The sequence below is a fragment of the Natronobacterium haloterrestre genome (genome assembly GCF_900112205.1).
Lineage (GTDB): Archaea > Halobacteriota > Halobacteria > Halobacteriales > Natrialbaceae > Natronobacterium > Natronobacterium haloterrestre.
The window spans coordinates 37630-52748 of the sequence record NZ_FOKW01000008.1 but is presented as its reverse complement, the minus strand read 5'-3'; the positions used below and the strand labels follow the sequence as shown (position 1 = coordinate 52748).

Sequence of the window (15119 nt, the reverse complement as noted above, 5' to 3'; positions counted from 1 at the left end):
GCAGCGGTCCCTCGAGGACGGGTTACTTCCGGCTACCGTACAGGTTAGATGTGCACGAACATGCTTATATTGGGGCGAGAGAAGACGGGAAAACTTAAACGGGAGCTGTATCTATGCTCGGTTATCCAAGATGGGGATCCTCGACCGACACTTCGGATTCGACGAACACGATACTGACCTCGAGACCGAAATCATCGCGGGCTTGACGACGTTTCTGGCGATGTCGTACATCATCGTCGTCAACCCGCTCATTCTCGGGGAGGCGATAACGATCGATGGCTACAGTCAGGGGGAAGTACAGCAGATGATCGCCGTCGCGACGATCCTCGCGTCGGTCGTCGCCATCGGCGTGATGGCGTTCTGGGCGAACAGGCCGTTCGGACTCGCGCCGGGGATGGGATTGAACGCGTTCTTCGCGTTTACGGTCGTACTCGGCCTCGGCGTGCCGTGGGAGGTCGCGCTCGCGGCGGTGTTCGTCGAGGGCGTGATCTTCATCCTCCTGACCGCGGTCGGCGCCCGGCGGTACGTCATCGAACTGTTTCCCGAGCCGGTCAAGTTCGCCGTCGGAGCCGGTATCGGCCTCTTCCTGCTCTTTCTGGGCCTCCAGGAGATGGAGATCGTCGTCGCCGATCCCGCTACCCTCGTGGCGATGGGGAACGTCGCGACGAGCCCCGTCGCCGCGCTGTCGCTGGCCGGCCTGGCGCTGATGCTGATGCTTCACGCCCGCGGCGTCCGGGGATCGATCGTCATCGGCATTCTCGCGACCGCCGCCGCCGGCTGGCTGCTGACGCTCTTCGGCGTTACGTCCCCCGGCACGCTGACGCCGCCGGGAAGCTACGAGCAAGTGACCCAGGACGGGCTGGCGAACATGATCGCGAACGTCCAGTACGACTTCACGCCGCTCGTCGCCGGCTTCGTCGACGGGCTCGGGATGATCACCGAGGACCCGCTCGTCTTCGTGATCGTCGTCTTCACGTTCTTCTTCGTGGACTTCTTCGACACCGCCGGGACGCTCATCGGCGTCTCCCAGGTCGGCGGCTTCCTCGACGAGGAGGGCGACCTCCCCGAGATCGAGAAGCCGCTGATGGCCGACGCCGTCGGGACCACTGTCGGCGCGATGATCGGCACCTCGACGGTGACCACCTACATCGAATCCTCGACCGGCGTCGAGGAGGGCGGCCGAACCGGGTTCACCGCCCTCGTCGTCGGCATCCTCTTCCTGCTGTCGCTGTTGATCGTTCCGGTGATCAGCGCCATCCCACAGTACGCGACCTACGTTGCCCTGGTCGTCGTGGGGATCATCATGCTGCGTGGCGTCGCCGACATCGACTGGCAGAACCCCGCCTGGGCGATCGCCGGCGGACTGACGATCACCGTCATGCCGCTGACCGCGTCCATCTCGAACGGGCTGGCCGCCGGCATCGTCAGCTACCCGCTCGTCAAGGCCGCGACCGGCGAACCGCGGGACGTCTCGCTCGGCCAGTGGGCCCTCGCTCTCGCGTTCGTGATCTACTTCGCGATCTACTTCACGGTCGAGGCCGGCAACGTCACGTTCTGACCCCGTTCGCCGTCGGTGGCGACTCGAGTTCCGGCAAAGCGACAGCCGACCGGTGGCCTCTTAGGCGATAGTCGTCTACCCCGGGTATGTCCGACATCACGCTGTACGAACTCCCCGGCTGTCCTTACTGTGCGAAAGTCCGCTCGAAGCTCGACGAACTCGAACTCGAGTACGACGTGATCGAGGTGCCACGGTCCCACGGCGACCGAACGGAAGTCGAGAAAGTGAGCGGGCAGACCGGCGTTCCGGTCATCACCGACGAGGCCCAGGGCGTCGAGGGGATGAACGAAAGCGACGACATCGTCGAGTACCTCGAGGAAACCTACGCCTAAACTGCGCCGTCGATTACGTTCGATTCGTTCTCCCGTTCGATCCGTACCCTACGTCCGCCAGTCGTTTCTCGGGACCCCCTACGGAGCCGCTGGCGGACGACAGGCATCGCTCGCAGTTCTCGAGCGATACGCATAAGCGCGGTACGACGTCATCGACGCGGGATACCTTCGCCTTACTACTCCTGATCGAGCCCGGCGTGACGATCAGGCCGCTTCCTCTCGTTCGGCGCGTTCGCGGATTACTTTCCGGAGTTCCTCCGCGTTGCGCATCTCCGAGAGTTCGTTGCGTTCGACCAGGGCGGTCCCGTCGACGGAGTCGCGTTTCGCACGGTCGACGACGTACACCGACTGGGTGTGGGTGACCTGACCGATCGAACTCATGATGCGGGCCCGCTTCTCGGCGGCCTTGGTGAACTCGGAGTGGCCCGTCAGGACCACGTCTTCTTCCCCGTCGTCGTCTCCCTCTTCGGTCTCGCGGCTGACCGCCTTGAACGGCGAGCGAAGCGTCGGATGAACCTTGTAGCCGGCCCGGGTGAAGACCGCGACGACCTGTTCGTCGTCGGGGTCGGCCTCCGGGTCCTCCGGGGTGGAGTCGGTCTCGTGGACGTCGTCGGCCCCGTCCAGGACGTCGACCGGGCTCGTCAGCGGCGCGTCGAACATCTCCTGTAGTTCCATCGCGACCTCGACGGAGGCGTTCATGCCGTCCTCGTACTTCGAGACCGTCCGCCGGGAGACGCCGAGTTCGCTCGCGAGCTGGCCGAGGCTCAGGTCGCGCTGCTCGCGCTCGTCGGCGAGCAGGTCGCCGTCGATGTTGACGTAGAGCCCGCCCGGCGCGGCGTAGATCAGCGGCGGGACGTCCTCGATGAACAGGTTGTACGCGGTGTCCGGACTGAGTACCGGGACGCCGTGTCGGAAGTAGACGACGTCGGGTTTCAGGTCCTCGTCGCGACTGCGAAGCCCGATGACGAGCGGCGTCGCCTCGAGGTAGGTCCCGAGCCGGCGCATCTCGTGGCCGGTCTCCTCGTTGAAGGCGTCGATGTTTCCGAGAATCTTCACGAGGATCAGATCTTTACCGCGGCGCGCAGCGACGTCGAAACTCTTCGGCCGGATCGCACACCGGTCGCTGACTGCGAATCCCGCGTCCTCTAACATCGCGGTCACGTTACCGACCAGTGCGGAGCGGGACATAGGGGGATGTAAGCTATTCCTCCTATAATAGCCTTTCCCCGAGATGTCCGGTCGCCCTGTAGCGGTTTCCCTTCGTACCGGCAGTATACTTATTACAGAGTGGCGACGGGGCAGGGCCGGGAATCCGTTGGCCCGAAATCGCCCCTCCTGGCGTCCGTCCCGAAAGGCGTTACAGGCCGCCGCGCTAACCTCGGGTCGATGACCGTCGTCGGGCTCGACGATACCGACTCCCGCGAGCGCGGGATGTGTACGACCTACGTCGCCAGACGCGTCGCTCAGCGGCTGCGCGGAGAGATCGAGGGGGCGTCGGTCGAACGGCTCCTGCTGGTGCGGCTCAACCCCGCCGTCGAGTACAAGACGCGTGGCAACGCCGCGCTCGCGATCCACGCCGACTGCGATCCCGACCGCGCGTTCGAGATCGCCCGGGAGTGTCTCGAGTCGCTCGCCGAGACCGCCGACGAGCGGACCCATCCCGGACTCGTCGTGGCGGACGGCGATCCCGGCGCGGTGCCGGACGACGTCGCCGGGTTCGCTCGGCGGGCGGTCGGGGAGGAACTGCCCCTCGCCGACGCGACGGCCCGCTGTGACCGTCACGGGTTCCGCACCTGGCACGCGGGCAACGGCCGGGGCCGTATCGGCGCGCTCGCCGCGGTCGGTGCGTGGGCAGCCGTCGACGAGTGGACCTACGAGTACATCTCCTATCGCGAACCCAAGCGGTGGGGAACGCCACGGGAAGTCGACGACGAGAGCGTCTTCGCGGCCGCCGACTGGGGCTATCCCGAGGCCTGGGACACGGTCGACCGCGAGGAGGGCGAAACCGTCTGCGTTCCCCACACGCCCGGCCCGATCCTCCACGGCATCCGGGGCGACGACCCGGAGACCGTTCGGGCGGTCGCCGACCGGATCGACGCCGAACCCGTCGCCGAGAGCCAGCTGTTCGTCACCAACCAGGGGACGGACGCCCACGTTCGTGCCGTCGACGACGACTGCTCGGTTGCGGACGTCCGGGACGGTCGTGCGTACCGTCTCGAGGCCCGCGTCGCCTCGGAGCCGGAAACCCGCCGGGGCGGACACGTCTTCTTCGAGGTGGTCGATCCGGGCGCGACGGGGTCGGACGATGCCGCTCGGCTCGAGTGTGCCGCCTTCGAACCCACCAAACGCTTTCGCGACCGCGTTCGCGCGCTGCGGGTCGGGGACCGGATCACCGTCTGCGGCGAAGTCGCAAACGGCACCCTCAAACTCGAGAAGTTCGCCGTCCGGGACCTCGTGGAGACCGAACTCGCGACGCCGATCTGTCCGGACTGCGAGCGGACGATGGAAAGCGCCGGCCGGAACCAGGGGTATCGCTGTCGGGACTGCGAGACGACCGCCGCGACGAAACGCGAGGTTCCGATCGACCGCGATCTCGAAGAAGGGTGGTACGAGGTGCCGCCGTGTGCACGCCGCCACGTCGCGAAACCGCTGGTTCGGGGCGGATTCGACGCGCCGACGCATCCGGAGCGATAGTAAGACGGGGAGCTCTCGCTGTCGACGGTCGGAACGAGAACCGAAGAACGAAGCGCAGTTCTCCGACGGTTCGTACCGGATTACGAACCGATCAGGCGATCAGGTGGTTCTCACGCGCGACGCGCGATCAGCACTGCGAGGACTGCACCGAGCGCGGCGATCGCACCGGCGAATCCGAAGCCGGGCATGCCGTCCTCGTCCTCGAGATCGACGCCGAGGTAGTTCGCGGCGGCCTCGGTGTCCATCTCGGGGAACTCGCGGTCGCCTTCGCCGGGCTCGTAGACCTCGGTATCGTCGTCGACGAGACCGAGTTCCGTGAGTTCGTCCTCGGACATCTCGTCGTCCGTCTCGAGGTCCTGGACGTAGACGTAAGTCGCGACCTCCTCGGCATCGTCGTCGTTCTCGCCGACGATCTGGGTCACGGCGACGTTGTCGCCGAGGACGCCGTCCTCGATCAGCGACTCGGTGTCGTTGAACTTGGCACCGGCTTCGAGTTCGACCGTCTCGCTGTCGACGTCGACGTCGACTTTCGCGATCTCGAGTTCGCTGTCCTCGAGCGTCGAGGCGAAGTTCCCGAGCTCGTCGGATTCGTCCTGCATGGCAGTCGTGACGGAGGTCAGGAACTCTTCCGCGAGGTCGTCCATACCGACCTCGACGTTGCCGTCGACGTTGATTTCGCCGTCTTCGGTGTAGGCGTTGAACTCGAACGTCGTCTCCTGATCGGCGACGTCGATGCCGCGGTCGGCGAGTTCGTCGGTGTATGCGTCGTAGTTTTCGGTATCGCCCGTGGCCGTGGCCTCGAGTTCGATCCGGTTGTCGTCGGTGTAGGCGACGTTGACGTCCCACTCGACGGTCGTCCGGAGGTCGGCGGCCTGCTGGGCCGCGAGCATCTCGTCGACGTCCTCGAACTCGTCGTCGAACGTGTTCTCCTGCTCGTCGTCGAGCGTGGCCTCGCTGATTTCCATCATCGCCTCCATGACCGGGGCATACTCGGCGATCTGGACGTTCCAGGCGGCCTCGAGCGCCTCGTCACCCGTGGTCATGTCGAACTCGACGGTCTCGATTTCGATCTCGGTGAGCTGGCCCGCGATCCGCTCGGCGTCGTCTTCCGAGAGGTCGGTCGAGGGATCGTCCGCAAGTTCCTCGGCGAGCGCGTCCTCGAGTCCGTCCTCGATGCCCTCGTAGGTGACCGTGTACTCGACGTCCTTCAGGTAGGTGTCACGCTGCTGATCGAGTTCCTTGAACTCGTGACTGGTGATTTCGACTGTCACGTCGCCGCCGAGGTCGGCGGCAGTCCCGGCGTACTGCTCTTCGAGCGTGGCCTTCGCTTTCGCCTCGGTCTCCCACTCCTCGACCGGGTCGGCGAACATCGAGTTGAAGACCGTCTCCCGCTCGGTGACCTCGATCTCGTACCCCGTCCCGGTCTGGGAGAGGTCGAAGGCGAACGTCTCGTCGGGCGAGTCGGTCATCGGCGCGGTGCCGAAGTCGACGTCGACGGTCCCCGACGAGGAGAACGTGTCCCCGGTGACCTCGATGTCACCGGCGGTGCTGGCGGACTCGAACAGGCGTTGCTGTTGTGCCTGGGTCTGTGTCTGGACTGCTCCCGTGCCAGCCGTCGACACCTGCTGGATGCCGCCGTCCTCGCCGCCGATCAGCGCGTAGACGTCCGCATCGAACTCGCTGGTCTCCTGGGTCTGCTTGCCGACGATTTCGACGTCGAGTTCCTCGAGTTCGGGCGGCTGCTCCATCGTCAGGGCGCCGTCGGCGGTGAACCGATCGTCCTCGAGGACGGCGCTCATCTGGCCTTCGACGTCCTCCTCGCCGTCGTGTTCGCCGCTGACGAGGATGTGCGCCAGGCCTTCGCCGACGTCGGCACCGAGTTTCATCTCGTCGATTTCGTCGTCGGTATCCTCGGTGTAGACGAGCACGCCGCTGCCGTCGTCGTTGATGTAGAGTTCGTCGGCGGGTTCCAGGGCGTCCGCCTCCTCGACGTCGGCGTACGATTCGACGTCGTACTCCGTTTCGTCGCCGTCAGTTGCCGATACGCTGTACGTTCCACCCACGGCGAGCATCGAGAGGCATACGAGTGCGGCGAGCGCGAGTGCCATCGATCTCGTCCCGTGAATAGCGGTCGTTCGTCCCGTTGGAGAGGGCATACGAGCTACCGTTCTCACCCCCCACATATAAATATACAAACTCGATCTCCATGGTAGAATTGACTGTCCGCCGTGGACACGATGAGGGAGGGTTCTGGCGAGTTTCGAGCGGTCTCGAGCAAGAACTGGGGGACTGGACGGCGAACCCGATCAGAGGACGGCGACGCCCCGGCGGGCGAGAAACTCGCTGGCTTCCTTGATCTCGACCGGACTGCCGATGATCCGGTAGCGGTTTTCTTCCTCCTCGAAAACCGTCACGGCGAACTCGTCGTCTAACGGCTGCTCGAGTTGCTCGAGTGCCTCCTGGCGGAGGACGATCTGGGTACTGTCTCGCAGCCGCGCGGGGTCAGGCATTCGTCTGTCTTGGGGTTCATCTGCCCGTCGTTTATGTGTGTCGAAATTCCGTTATCAACGGTAATGCACGCCGTGGTACGAGGGGATATTAAACGGTGGAAGCGGCGGAATCTGCGGGTTCTCACCACTGATCGAAGTGCCGATGGTCGTCGGGACTCCGTCCGAAACGTCGCCCCCCGATTTATTGGGAATCTCGCTTAACTGTGTGGACGTGTCCGATCCGACTTCCGACGACTTCGACGACTTCGACGATTTCGACCACGACGCACACATGCGCCGGGCGTTCGAACTCGCTCGCGAGGCAGCCGACCGCGGCGACCGGCCCTTCGGGTCGGTGCTCGTCCGGGACGATGCGGTAATCATGGCCGACTCGAACCGTGTCGTCACCGAAGACGACGTCCGTCGTCACCCCGAACTGCACCTCGCGTATCGGGCCTGCCGGGAACTCGAGCCGGACGAACGCGCCGAGACGGTCATGTACACGAGTACGGAACCGTGTCCGATGTGTGCCGGTGGGATGGTCAGCGCCGGCTTCGCCCGGGTCGTCTACAGCGTCTCGAGCGAGGAGATCGCGGAGTTCACGGGGAACGAGCCGTCGGTCAGATCGGCGGAGATCCTCGACGGCGTCAGCGACGTCGTCGGCCCCGTACTGAACGAGGAAGGGCGGCGCATACACCGCGACTTCGACTGGTGACCCACCGAGGAGCTGGATCGGGGACCTCGAGGGGGAGATCAGTCCCGTACGCGGCTTTTCCGTCCGACCCCCGTTGCCGCTCGCCGCCCCGTTCTCGAAAGTGTTTTTCGGCGCGGACGGTTGGATACAATCAAATGGGGCTCGAGGAGGAGATCGAGGAGATCGAGGAAGAAATCGCCAATACGCCCTACAACAAGTCGACGGAGGCCCACATCGGCCGGCTCAAGTCGAAGCTCGCGGAGAAAAAGGAGAAACTGGAGAAGCAACAGTCGGGGTCGGGCGGCGGCGGCGGGTACTCCGTCGAGAAACACGGCGACGCGACGGTCGCGCTCGTCGGGTTCCCGAGCGTCGGCAAGTCGTCGCTGCTGAACTCGTTGACCAACGCCGAAAGCGAGACCGGGTCCTACGAGTTCACGACGCTCGACGTCAACCCCGGGATGCTCAATCACCGCGGGGCGAACATCCAGATGCTCGACGTCCCCGGCCTGATCGAGGGCGCGGCCTCGGGCAAGGGCGACGGCCAGCAGGTACTGGCGGTCGTCCGCAACGCCGACCTGATCGTCTTCGTCCTCTCGGTTTTCGAGATCGAACAGTACGATCGGCTCCGGGAGGAACTGTACGACATCAACATCCGCGTCGACCAGGAGCCCCCGCGGGTGACCGTCCGCCGCAAGCACAAGGACGGCATCAAGATCACCTCGAGCACCGATCAGGACCTAGACGAGAAGACGATCAAGGACGTCCTCCGCGAGCACGGCTACGTCAACGCCGACCTGAACCTCCAGGAGAACGTTACCATCGACCGGCTGGTCGACGGACTGATGGACAACCGGGAGTACATCCCATCGATTACCTGCGTCAACAAGGTCGATCTCATCGAGCCCGACTACAAGGAAACGGTCGACGAGGAACTCCGCGAGCGCGACCTCGATCCCGAGGAGGTGACGTTCATCAGCGCCGAGAAGGAGCGGGGCCTCGACGCGCTGAAGGACCGCATCTGGGAGAACCTGGGCCTCATTCGGGTCTACATGGACAAACCCGGACGGGGCATCGACTGGGAGGAACCCCTCGTAGTCGAGAAGGGGACGACCGTCGGCGAAGCGATCGAGAAACTCGGCGGCGAGATGGAAGAGCGGTTCCGATTCGCCCGCGTCTCCGGCCCCAGCGCGACCCACGACCAACAGCAGGTCGGCGAAGATCACGTCCTCGAGGACGAGGACGTGCTCAAGCTGATTCTGCGTCGATAGACGTCTTCGGCCAGGTGTCGTCCGATCGTTCTGAGACGCCGTCCTGCCGGCTCACCCACGAGGACCGCAGTGGCTGTGCCTACCGTTCCCGTGAGAACGAGTAACGTTATTAAACTGGAAAAAATCTTCTCAAGTATGTCCGAATTCGGAGCACTATCGCTCGTGCCGCCGTTGCTCGCGATCGTACTCGCGATCGTGACGCGCCGGCCGATCCTCTCGCTGTTCCTGGGGATCTGGTCCGGGGGAGTGATCGCGACCGGAAGTATCGGTATCGGGCAGACGTTCGCGTGGATCACCGAGTCCATCGGGGACGTCTTCCACGCGAACATCCTCGTGTTTACGTTGCTGCTGGGGTCGGGTGTCGCGCTGATCTGGCGGCTCGGGGGCGCGACCGCCGTCCGCAACTGGGCGACCGACCGCCTCGAGACCCAGCGAAACACCGGCCTCGCGACGTGGGTGCTCGGAATACTCCTGTTCTTCGACGACTACGCCAACACGGCCATCGTCGGCTCCACGATGCGGGAGATCTCCGACCAGATGCGGATGTCACGCGAGAAGCTCTCCTACATCGTCGACTCGACGGCCGCGCCAGTCGCGACGATCGGGCTCTCGAGCTGGGTCGCCTTCCAGCTCTCGATGATCGACGAGGGGTACACTGGCCTCGTCGAGAGCGAGGATCACAACGTCGCGGAGGCCGACCTACCGGGCATCTTCGAGACGTTCGTCAGTTCGATCCCGTTCAACACCTACTCGCTGCTCGCGATCGTCATGGTGGGGCTCATCGTCCTCACGCGGCGTGATTACGGCGAGATGCTCGACGCCGAACACCGATCCTGGCGAACGGGAAAGGTCAACCGCGACGAGGCACAGCCGCTTCAGGAAGTCGAGAAGGACCTCGGCGCGCCGATCGAGGACCGGCCGATGCTCCGGACGTTCTTCGTGCCGATCGTCGTGTTGATCGCGGTCACGCTGGCCGGCGCGTTCTGGACCGGCTACGAGTCGTGGCTCGCCGACCAGGCCGAGGCCGACGCGCCGACGTCGATCGGCGCGGCGATGAGCGAGGACGGGACCGTACAGGTACTGGTCGACGTCGTGGGCGCCGGCGACTTCGCGGCCGCGCTCGTCTGGGGCTCGTTCGCGATGGTCGCGACCCTGATTCTCATCGGGTTGGCCTACGACCTCTTCGATCTCGGTGACGGCGTCGATACCGTGCTCGAGGGGTTCAACCTCATGCTGACCGCGGTGACGATCCTCGTGCTCGCGTGGGCGATCAGCGCGGTCGCGGACGAACTCGGGACGGGGACTTACGTCGCCGGGGTCGCAGAGGGGGTCGTCTCGCCGGCGGTGCTCCCGATCGTCGTCCTGCTCGTGTCCGCGTTCGTCGCGTTCACCATGGGTTCGTCGTGGGCGACGATGGGGATCGTTACGCCGATCGCGATCCGGGTCGCCTACGACCTCACCGGTACGTTCGAACTCATGCCGGTGATGGTCGGGGCGGTGTTCTCCGGCGCGATCTTCGGCGACCATACCTCCCCCATCTCGGACACCTCGGTGCTGTCCTCGACGTTCACCGGGGCCGACCTCATCGATCACATCCGCACGCAGTTGTACTACGCGGGCACGGTCATGCTCGTCGTGATCGTCTGCTACGCGCTCTACGGTTTCGTCGGGGTGCCGCCCGCGGTCTTCCTCCCGGTGGGGGTCGTTCTGCTGGTCGGGCTGGTCTACGCCTTCTCGGAGTTCGACGCCAGCCGGAAGGGCGTCGATCCGAAGCCCTCGTCGGTCGAAGTCGACCTCGGGAGGGTCGAAGCCGAAGCCGAAGCCGAGGCGGACGGCTCCGGAGTCGGGCCCCGATCCGGTTCCGCTCGAGCGGACGACGCCTCCGACCGCGGTCCCGAACGCGACGGCGGTAGCGAGCAGTAACCGGCAACCGGCAACCGGCAACCGACAGCCGGCAACCGGTGAATGCCCGGCAATCCGCCGGTTCCGCCACCCTTTTGCTATTTCCGGGCGTTTCGACGGATATGGACGGAACGCTCGACCACGTTATGCTGCGCGTCTCGGACCTCGAGGAGTCGCTCGACTGGTACCGGACCCACCTCGAGTACGAGGAAAAGGACCGCTACGAGGGCGACGGCTTCACCATCGTCTACCTCGGGCCGGAGGACATGCACGAGGAGGGCGCGATGCTCGAGTTGACCCACAACGAGGGCGAGGACGTCGAACTCGGCGACGCCTGGGGGCACGTTGCGGTCCGCGTCCCCGAGGGCGAACTCGAAGCGTACTACGAGCAGCTGATGGACGAGGGCGTCGAGGACTACCGGGACCCCGAGTCCTGTGGCGGGCGCTACGCGTTCGTGAAAGACCCCGACGGCCACGAGATCGAGATCGTCCAGCGCGACCCCGACGAGGGCGCGCTGTGGTCGCTCGATCACACCATGATCCGCGTCGAGGACGCCGACGAGGCGCTTGGCTTCTGGACCCGCAAGTTCGAGTACGACGAGGTCGGCCGCTGGGAGGCCGACACCTTCGCGAACTACTTCGTCGAGCCCCGCGACGCCGCCGACGAGGCGATGTCGGTCGAACTCACCTACAACTACGACGGCCGCACCTACGACATGGGCGACGCCTGGGGGCATCTCTGTGTCCGCGTCGACGACCTCGCCGAGGACTGGGAGACGCTCGTCGAACGCGAAGCGCCGGACTACCGGGACCCCGAGAGCAACGATAACATGTACGCGTTTACGAAGGATCAGGACGGTCACGAGATCGAACTGCTCGAGCGCGACCTCGAGGCCGAGTCGCTGTTCCCGTTCTGAGCCGCCCGCCCGCTTCCGGAACGCCGTTTGGGTTTCACTCGACGACCGTTACCTCGCCCTGGGGCGTGTGTGCCCGTACTGCCGCCAGCGCCTCGTGTGCGGCCGCACGCGTCTCGTAGGTCTCCGTGCTTTCGAGCAGCGTCTCCCCGCACTCGTCGACCAGCCGCCACCCCCACTCGCCGCCTCCCTCGTAGAGTTCGAACGTTCCACCCTCGAGTTCGAACACGTTCGCACTCTCGAGGGAACCACGGACCTCGTCGATCGCCGCCCGGGCCGCGCCCTTCGACTCGTAGCGGACGGTCCCGGTCGCGATCGGGGTGTTCCCCTCGTCGAGGAATCGCCACCGCCAGCGCCCCTCGTCTGCAACGAGATCGAACGACGTGCCGGAGACGTCGATCCGGTCGGCCTGCGGCGCGAGCCTGCGAACTTCCTCGATCGCATCCGGGACGGTGGCTCGAGCGAGTGACTCCGTACCGACCGCGACCTCGTTTCGGTCGGCGTCGAGGAGTCGCCACCGCCAGCGTCGGCGGTCTTCTCCCTCGCTTTCGCCATCAGTATCGGCGCTACTGTCGGTCCCGTCGATCCGCTCGAGCGAGATCACGGGCTCCGCGGCCGTGAACACCGGCGCGTCCGTCCCAGTGCGCTCGAGGACGTCGACGGCCCGCCGCGCCGCCTCGCGGTCGGCGTAGACGCCGGCCGATTCGACGACAGTGTCGCGGTCGCGATCCAGAACCCGCCAGCGCCACCCGTCGCCGCAGGAGAGTTGGACCGTCGTCGCTCCGGTCGAGTAGCTCTGGGCGGTGGCCGCCGTCTCCCGCAGGTCCGAGAGGGCCTCGAGGAGGTCGTCCCGGGTCGAACGCCCGGAGGCGGCGACGGCGAGCGGTTGGCCCGTCGGCAGGACGAACCGCCAGTACCAGTCGCCGTCCGCGTACGGTTCGAAGACCGGGCCGTCCATCGTTCGGGCGTCGGCCTCCAGATGGTCCCGCACACGATCCAGCGCTTCGCGGGCGCCCGCACGGTCGGGATAGGTGGACGGGGCCTCGGCGACGCAGCGTCCGGCGCTGTCGATCAGCCGCCAGCGCCACTCCCCGTCCGAGGCGAACAGTTCGAACGCGGCCGTTTCGATCTCGATCACGTCGGCGTCGGGCGCTTGCTCCTTGAGCGTCAGCATCGCCTCGGCTGCCTCGTTCCGGGTGTCGTGTTCCGCGGTGCTGTCGGCCAGGACCGCCCCCTGCTCGTCGAGCAACCGCCAGCGCCACTCACCGGCCGCGCTCTCGTAGACACGGAACGCGGCGCTTTCGAACTCGGTGACCTCGGCGTCGTTGGCCTGTGCCCGGATTCGGTCGATGGTCTCCGTCGCCGTCTCCGGATCGTCGTAGTCCCGCGGGCTCGCGGCGACGACGTCCCGGCCTTCGACCACGAGACGCCAGCGCCACCGTCTGCCGCCCGTCGTCGATGGCTCCGGGTCCGCGTCGTCCACCTCGAGTCCGGCACCGTCCGCGACGGCTTCCCCCTCCGGTTCGGGGGCGGAATCGCGGTGTTCCGACGGCCCCCTCGAGCCTTCCTCCGCGGCCGCACGATCGGCGTCGGTCTCGCCGTCATCGGTCGCGGGATGGACTTCGTAGACCGCCCCGTCGATCTCTCGGATCGGTGCGTCCGGGGCCGCCTCCGCGAACCGGTCGACCGCCCGTCGCGTTCCCGTTTCGGAGTCGGCTCCCGTCGAGCGAGCGACGACCCGGTCGGTTTCGTCGACGAGTCGCCACCGCCAGCGGTAGCGGTCGCCCGCGTCCGTCCGATATCGTTCGTATGCCGGCCGTCCGGCAACGGTCACCGCCGCTTCCTCGAGGGACTCGAGGACCGCCATCGCCTCGTCCTCGGCGGATTTTCGTCCGTCGAACGCAGTCGTTCCGTCGGCGACCACTTCGTCGACGTCGTCGACGATGCGCCAGGACCAGTTGCCGCCTGTATCGCCTTCGCTGTCAGCCTCGCCTTCGCTGCGATCGTCGCCTTTGTCCGTCCCATCGTCGCTCGGCTCGTACAGTTCGATGCCGACCGCTGCTCCCGAACCGTCCATCTCTGCCTCGAGTTCGTCCGTCTCGGCCTCGAGTTCCGGGAACCGCGCCGCCGCGCTCTCCTCGACAAAGGTCTGTGCAGCGCGCTCGGCCTCCTCCGGACTCCTGTAGCCGTCGGCGCTTTCGGCCAGTGACTCGCGTTCGTCGTCGACTAACCGCCAGTGCCACCCGTCGTGATGGTCGTCGATCGCGAACGCTGCCCGTTCGACCGCGATGCAATCGGAATCGGGCCCGTGATCCTGTAGACCGGCCACTGCCTCCGTCGCAGCGCTCCGCTCGTCGTACTCGGTGGCGTTCGTTCCGACTCGGTGCCCGTCGGCCCGGATCAGGTCCCACTGCCAGCGGCCGTCGCCGTCCGCATATACGCGGAAGGCCTCCTCGCCCTCGGTCAGTTCCCGCACTCGAGCGCCGTCGGCGGCTTCCTGCACCCGCTCGATCCGTGCAGTAGCCGCCGACTGGGTCGTGGCTCCCGACGAACTCTCGCCGAGCGCCTCGAGGTGGAACACCCGCCAGATCCAGTCACCGTCCTCGCGGAAGAGCGCGACCCGTGCGCCCTCGTCGGGAATCGGCGGGTGATCGGACGACGGGAGGGTTTCAGTGTCGGCATCGGCCGCGGGTTCGGCATCTTTCCTGTTCGTCTCTCGGCTGTCGGGGTCCCCGCTTCCACTCGTGGGTCTTCCCCCGGTGAGCGCCGCGACGACGACGGCCACGCCCGCGAACAACAGGAGGCCGACCGCGACGGCGGCCCCGGGACTCATCTCGAGGCCGCGTTCCCCCCACTGAACCCCCCCGATCGTACCGGCCGGCACGACCCCGAACGCGGGGGAACTCGAGTTCGTGAATCGCGAGCGGAGTGAACTTCCCTGTGGTCGGTCACAGCGGAGCGGCCACGGTTTCGGCCGGCTCCCGTCGACCCCGATCCGGCGCAGGCGTCGGCGGACGGCCCGCGGGAGTGACATGTATACCAGTGCCAAAGGGGAGCGAACCCATTATTATGGGCGACGTATCCGGTGCTCTCGAGCGGTGAGTCGGTTCGGTCGCGGATACTGGACACCGCCCGAATCACGGCAACTCCGGACTCAGCGTGCCGTGTAGTTCGTGACTAACGCGATACGACTGGGTTACGGCATTCACTCCGCTAGATGGGGGTGAGAGAGTGGATTTCGTGTGCTTTTCGCACGTGTGCTCCAGTG

The 15119-nt window shown here is 66.0% G+C and carries 11 protein-coding genes; 7 read left to right on the top strand and 4 right to left on the bottom strand.

Going from position 1 to position 15119, the window contains the following annotated elements:
• Positions 1 to 130: 130 nt before the first annotated feature.
• The gene (locus BM113_RS15160) at positions 131 to 1558 is read left to right on the top strand and encodes an NCS2 family permease (RefSeq protein WP_089788898.1); all 1428 of its coding nucleotides are present in this window, start codon (positions 131 to 133) and stop codon (positions 1556 to 1558) included.
• Between the two features lie 86 nt (positions 1559 to 1644).
• Positions 1645 to 1890: a glutathione S-transferase N-terminal domain-containing protein gene (locus BM113_RS15155; RefSeq protein WP_089788897.1), complete on the top strand. Its 246-nt coding sequence runs from the start codon at positions 1645 to 1647 to the stop codon at positions 1888 to 1890.
• Positions 1891 to 2094: 204 nt separating this feature from the next.
• Here BM113_RS15155 and BM113_RS15150 read toward each other — a convergent pair whose 3' ends face one another.
• Entirely contained in the window at positions 2095 to 3078 is a 984-nt protein-coding gene (locus BM113_RS15150) for a transcriptional regulator (protein ID WP_089788896.1), read from the bottom strand.
• 198 nt (positions 3079 to 3276) lie between these two features.
• Between BM113_RS15150 and BM113_RS15145 the strand changes: the two genes are divergently transcribed.
• Positions 3277 to 4584 carry a tRNA(Ile)(2)-agmatinylcytidine synthase gene (locus tag BM113_RS15145; RefSeq protein ID WP_089788895.1) on the top strand — a complete coding sequence of 436 codons (1308 nt, stop codon included), beginning with the start codon at positions 3277 to 3279 and terminating at the stop codon, positions 4582 to 4584.
• 110 nt (positions 4585 to 4694) lie between these two features.
• Here the strand turns inward: BM113_RS15145 and BM113_RS15140 are convergent, their stop codons facing one another.
• Both BM113_RS15140 and BM113_RS15135 read right to left on the bottom strand, forming a co-directional pair.
• A complete protein-coding gene (locus tag BM113_RS15140) occupies positions 4695 to 6692 on the bottom strand; it encodes a hypothetical protein (RefSeq protein ID WP_089788894.1) in 1998 nt (665 codons plus the stop codon).
• A 198-nt stretch (positions 6693 to 6890) separates the two neighbouring features.
• Positions 6891 to 7094 (bottom strand): VNG_1110C family protein, encoded by a 204-nt coding sequence (locus BM113_RS15135; protein WP_089788893.1) that lies wholly within the window; start codon positions 7092 to 7094, stop codon positions 6891 to 6893.
• A 271-nt stretch (positions 7095 to 7365) separates the two neighbouring features.
• Between BM113_RS15135 and BM113_RS15130 the strand changes: the two genes are divergently transcribed.
• The 4 genes from BM113_RS15130 (at position 7366) to BM113_RS15115 (ending at position 11854) form a co-directional block, all read left to right on the top strand.
• Complete coding sequence (locus tag BM113_RS15130; protein ID WP_089789075.1) at positions 7366 to 7788, top strand: nucleoside deaminase; 423 nt, start codon at positions 7366 to 7368, stop codon at positions 7786 to 7788.
• A 134-nt stretch (positions 7789 to 7922) separates the two neighbouring features.
• Positions 7923 to 9035, top strand: a complete 1113-nt coding sequence (locus tag BM113_RS15125; protein ID WP_089788892.1) for an OBG GTPase family GTP-binding protein — start codon at positions 7923 to 7925, stop codon at positions 9033 to 9035.
• Between the two features lie 135 nt (positions 9036 to 9170).
• Positions 9171 to 10958: a Na+/H+ antiporter NhaC family protein gene (locus tag BM113_RS15120; RefSeq protein ID WP_089788891.1), complete on the top strand. Its 1788-nt coding sequence runs from the start codon at positions 9171 to 9173 to the stop codon at positions 10956 to 10958.
• A gap of 101 nt (positions 10959 to 11059) precedes the next feature.
• On the top strand, positions 11060 to 11854 hold the full coding sequence (locus BM113_RS15115; protein WP_007143505.1) for a VOC family protein: 795 nt from the start codon (positions 11060 to 11062) through the stop codon (positions 11852 to 11854).
• A gap of 34 nt (positions 11855 to 11888) precedes the next feature.
• On the opposite strand, the gene BM113_RS15110 is transcribed toward BM113_RS15115, so the two are convergent.
• Positions 11889 to 14885 carry a DUF1508 domain-containing protein gene (locus tag BM113_RS15110; RefSeq protein ID WP_245758073.1) on the bottom strand — a complete coding sequence of 999 codons (2997 nt, stop codon included), beginning with the start codon at positions 14883 to 14885 and terminating at the stop codon, positions 11889 to 11891.
• Positions 14886 to 15119: the final 234 nt, after the last annotated feature.

Excerpts from the sequence above, each read along its gene's own strand:
- BM113_RS15155 (WP_089788897.1), top strand. The coding sequence starts at position 1,645 with ATGTCCGACATCACGCTGTACGAACTCCCCGGCTGTCCTTACTGTGCG.
- BM113_RS15160 (WP_089788898.1), top strand. The coding sequence starts at position 131 with ATGGGGATCCTCGACCGACACTTCGGATTCGACGAACACGATACTGAC.
- BM113_RS15150 (WP_089788896.1), bottom strand. The coding sequence starts at position 3,078 with ATGTCCCGCTCCGCACTGGTCGGTAACGTGACCGCGATGTTAGAGGAC.
- BM113_RS15130 (WP_089789075.1), top strand. The coding sequence starts at position 7,366 with ATGCGCCGGGCGTTCGAACTCGCTCGCGAGGCAGCCGACCGCGGCGAC.
- BM113_RS15120 (WP_089788891.1), top strand. The coding sequence starts at position 9,171 with ATGTCCGAATTCGGAGCACTATCGCTCGTGCCGCCGTTGCTCGCGATC.
- BM113_RS15135 (WP_089788893.1), bottom strand. The coding sequence starts at position 7,094 with ATGCCTGACCCCGCGCGGCTGCGAGACAGTACCCAGATCGTCCTCCGC.
- BM113_RS15140 (WP_089788894.1), bottom strand. The coding sequence starts at position 6,692 with ATGGCACTCGCGCTCGCCGCACTCGTATGCCTCTCGATGCTCGCCGTG.
- BM113_RS15145 (WP_089788895.1), top strand. The coding sequence starts at position 3,277 with ATGACCGTCGTCGGGCTCGACGATACCGACTCCCGCGAGCGCGGGATG.
- BM113_RS15115 (WP_007143505.1), top strand. The coding sequence starts at position 11,060 with ATGGACGGAACGCTCGACCACGTTATGCTGCGCGTCTCGGACCTCGAG.
- BM113_RS15110 (WP_245758073.1), bottom strand. The coding sequence starts at position 14,885 with ATGTCACTCCCGCGGGCCGTCCGCCGACGCCTGCGCCGGATCGGGGTC.
- BM113_RS15125 (WP_089788892.1), top strand. The coding sequence starts at position 7,923 with ATGGGGCTCGAGGAGGAGATCGAGGAGATCGAGGAAGAAATCGCCAAT.